Annotated in this window: 1 protein-coding gene; it reads left to right on the top strand. The window is 75.2% G+C overall.

Annotated elements, in window-relative coordinates; all coding sequences use genetic code 11:
- On the top strand, positions 1-3,464 hold a 3,464-nt coding region (locus AXW62_RS45265), incomplete at both ends, for a type I polyketide synthase (RefSeq protein WP_159061103.1).

Genomic DNA, 3,464 nt, shown 5'->3' with positions numbered 1-3,464 from the left:
CCACCACACCCCCCTCCCCACCTACCCCTTCCAACACCACCACTACTGGCTCCCCCGCACCACCACCGGGGACGTCGCCGCCGCCGGTCTCCACGACCCCGCGCACCCGCTCCTGACCGCCGCACTCCACCTCCCCGACACCGGCGGCGCCGTCCTCACCGGGCGGCTCTCGCTGACCTCGCATCCCTGGCTGGCCGACCACACCGTGTCCGGGGCCGCCCTCCTCCCCGGTGCCGCGATGGCCGAACTCGCCGTGCGCGCCGGGGACGAGACGGGCAGCCCGACGCTGGAGGAGCTGGTCATCGAGCAGCCGCTGGCCCTGCCGGACAGCGGTTCCGTGGACATCCAGGTGGCGGTGGGCGGCCCCGACGGGGCCGGACGCCGGGAGGTGCGCCTCTACTCGCGCCGCACGGACCGTGAGCAGTGGACGGAGCACGCCACCGGCACCCTGGCCGAGGAGACCACGGCCGCTCCGTCGCCCGCCGTGGCCGCATGGCCGCCCGCGGGGGCCGAGCCGGTGGCCGTCGAGGGCCTGTACGAGCGGATGGCCGAGGGGGGTTACGACTACGGACCGGCCTTCCAGGGCCTGACGGCGGTGTGGACCCGCGACGGCGAGGTGTACGCGGAGGCCGCGCTGCCGGAGGAGCAGACGGAGCTCGCCGCCCGGTTCGGCATCCACCCGGCGCTGCTGGACGCCGCCCTGCACGCGGGCAACTACTGCCTGCCCGGGGAGCCCGGCAGTCGCATGCTGCTGCCGTTCGCGTGGAACGGCATACGTCTGTACGCCACGGGTGCCACGTCGGTGCGGGTGCACGCCCGCTACACCGAGGACGGCGGGCTCTCGGTGGAGCTGGCCGACGCGGCGGGCGGGCCGGTCGCGTCGATCGGCTCGCTGGTCCTGCGGGAGGTGGACGCGGCGCAGCTCGACGCGCTGACCGCCACGTCGGTGGACGACGCCCTGTGGGAGGTCACCTGGACCGAGCAGGCCGCCACCGCGGCCGAGGTCCGGTGGGGGACCGTCGGGGATGTCTCGCCCGCCCTCGCCGCCGCCGGGGTCCCGGCCTTCGCGGACGTCACGGAGGTGGCCGAGGCCGAGGACCGGCCCGACCTGATCGTCGCCGACACCACCGCGTGGGAGTTCCCGGACGCCGGTCTCGCCGAGCGGGCGCGCGAGTCGACCCTGCGGGTGCTGGACCTCGCGCGGCAGTGGGTGACGCTGCCCGGGGTGGCGGAGACCCGGCTGGTGATACTCACCCGCGGCGCGATGGCCGTCCACGACTCCGCCGAGGTCACCGACCCGGCCGCGGCGGCGATCTGGGGTCTGGTCCGCTCCGCGCAGTCCGAACACCCGGGGCGTATCCATCTCATCGACGTCGACGGCCACTCGGAGGGCGCACTGCCCGCCGCGCTCACCACCGGCCAGCCCCAGCTGGCGCTCCGCGACGGCGCTCTCTGGGCGCCCCGGCTCACCGCCGTGCCCGCCACCGCGTCCCAGCCGCTCGCCCTCGCCCCGGAGGGAACCGTCCTGGTCACCGGCGGCACCGGCACCCTCGGCGCCCTCACCGCCCGCCACCTCGCCGCCCACCACGGCGCACGCCATCTGCTCCTGGTCAGCCGCCAGGGGCCGGACGCCCCCGGCACAACCGAACTCGCCGACGACCTCACCGCACTCGGCGCCCAGGTCCGCATCGCCGCCTGCGACACCGCCGACCGCGACCAGCTCGCCACCCTCCTCGCCACCATCCCCGACGACCACCCCCTCACCGCCGTCGTCCACACCGCCGGAACCCTCGACGACGGCGTCCTCACCGCCCTCACTCCCGACCGCCTCGACACCGTCTTCCGCCCCAAAGTCGACGCCCTCACCCACCTCCACGACCTCACCCGCGACGAGGACCTGGCCGCCTTCGTGGTGTACTCCTCCGCCACCGGCACCCTCGGCACTCCGGGCCAGGCCAACTACGCCGCCGCCAACGCCTACGCCGACGCCCTCGTCCACCAGCGCCACACCGCCGGGCTCCCCGCCACCTCCCTCGCCTGGGGCCTGTGGGAGACCACCAGCGCCCTCACCGCCACCATGAGCACCGAGGACCTCCGGCGCACCCACCGCGGCGGTGTCACCCCCCTCGGCGACGACGAGGGCCTCAGCCTCCTCGACGCCGCCCTCGCCGCCCCCCGCCCCCACTCCGTCCCCATCAGGATCAACCCGGCCGCCCTGCGCGCCGACGACACCGCGCCGCCCCTCCCTCCGCTCCTCCGTCACCTCGTACGGCGCCCGACGCGGCGCACCGCGCACGCCACGTCGCCCGCCGGGGCCCCGGCGCTCACCCAGCGGCTCGCCGCTCTCGGCCACCCGGAGCGGCTGCGGCTGCTCACCGAACTCGTCCGCACCGAGGCGGCCGCCGTGCTCGGGCACACGACGATCGACCGCATCGGGCCGGACCAGCCCTTCCGGGAGATCGGGTTCGATTCGCTGACGGCGGTGGAGCTGCGCAACCGCCTCAACGCGGCCACGGGACTGCGGCTCCCGGCGACCGTGGTGTTCGACTACCCGACCTCGGTGATCACCGCCGAGTATCTGCGGGACGAGCTGTTCGGCGCGGCGGAGGCGGCTCCGGCCGCCGTCTCGGGCCCGGCGGCGGACGTGGACGACCCGGTGGTCATCGTCGGCATGGCCTGCCGGCTCCCGGGGCGGGTGGCCGACCCCGACGGGCTGTGGCGGCTGGTGGCCGACGCGGAGGACGGCATCGGCGCGTTCCCCACCGACCGCGGCTGGGATCTGGACACGCTGTTCGACCCGGACCCGGACCGGGTGGGCACGACCTATGTGCGCGAGGGCGGGTTCGTGTCCGGGGCGGCCGAGTTCGACGCGGACTTCTTCGGTATCTCCCCGCGCGAGGCCGTGGCGATGGACCCCCAGCAGCGGTTGCTGCTGGAGACCGCGTGGGAGACCTTCGAGCAGGCCGGTATCGCCCCGCTCTCGGTGCGGGGCAGCGACACCGGTGTGTTCGCCGGGGTCATCTACCACGACTACGGCACGAACGCCGGTGAGCTGCCCGAGGGGTCCGAGACCTATCTGAGCACGGGGATGTCGGCGAGCGTGGTGTCCGGGCGGGTGGCCTACGCGCTGGGCCTGACCGGTCCGGCGGTGACGGTGGACACGGCGTGCTCCTCCTCGCTGGTGGCCCTCCACTGGGCGGCGAAGGCGGTGCGCGAAGGCGAATGCTCGATGGCCCTCGCCGGGGGCGTGACGGTGATGTCGACGCCGAGCGGGTTCGTGAGCTTCTCGCACCAGCGCGGTCTGGCCCCCGACGGCCGCAGCAAATCCTTCGGCGAGGGCGCCGACGGCACCACCTTCAGCGAGGGCGTCGGGTTGGTGCTGCTGGAGCGGCTGTCGGACGCGCGCCGCAACGGCCACGAGGTCCTCGCGGTCATCCGTGGCACGGCGGTCAACCAGGACGGGG

The sequence above is a fragment of the Streptomyces hygroscopicus subsp. hygroscopicus genome, from assembly GCF_001553455.1.
GTDB classification, from domain to species: Bacteria; Actinomycetota; Actinomycetes; order Streptomycetales; family Streptomycetaceae; genus Streptomyces; species Streptomyces hygroscopicus.
The sequence above is the reverse complement of the archived record's forward strand: the minus strand, read 5'-3'. Positions and strand labels throughout refer to the sequence as shown.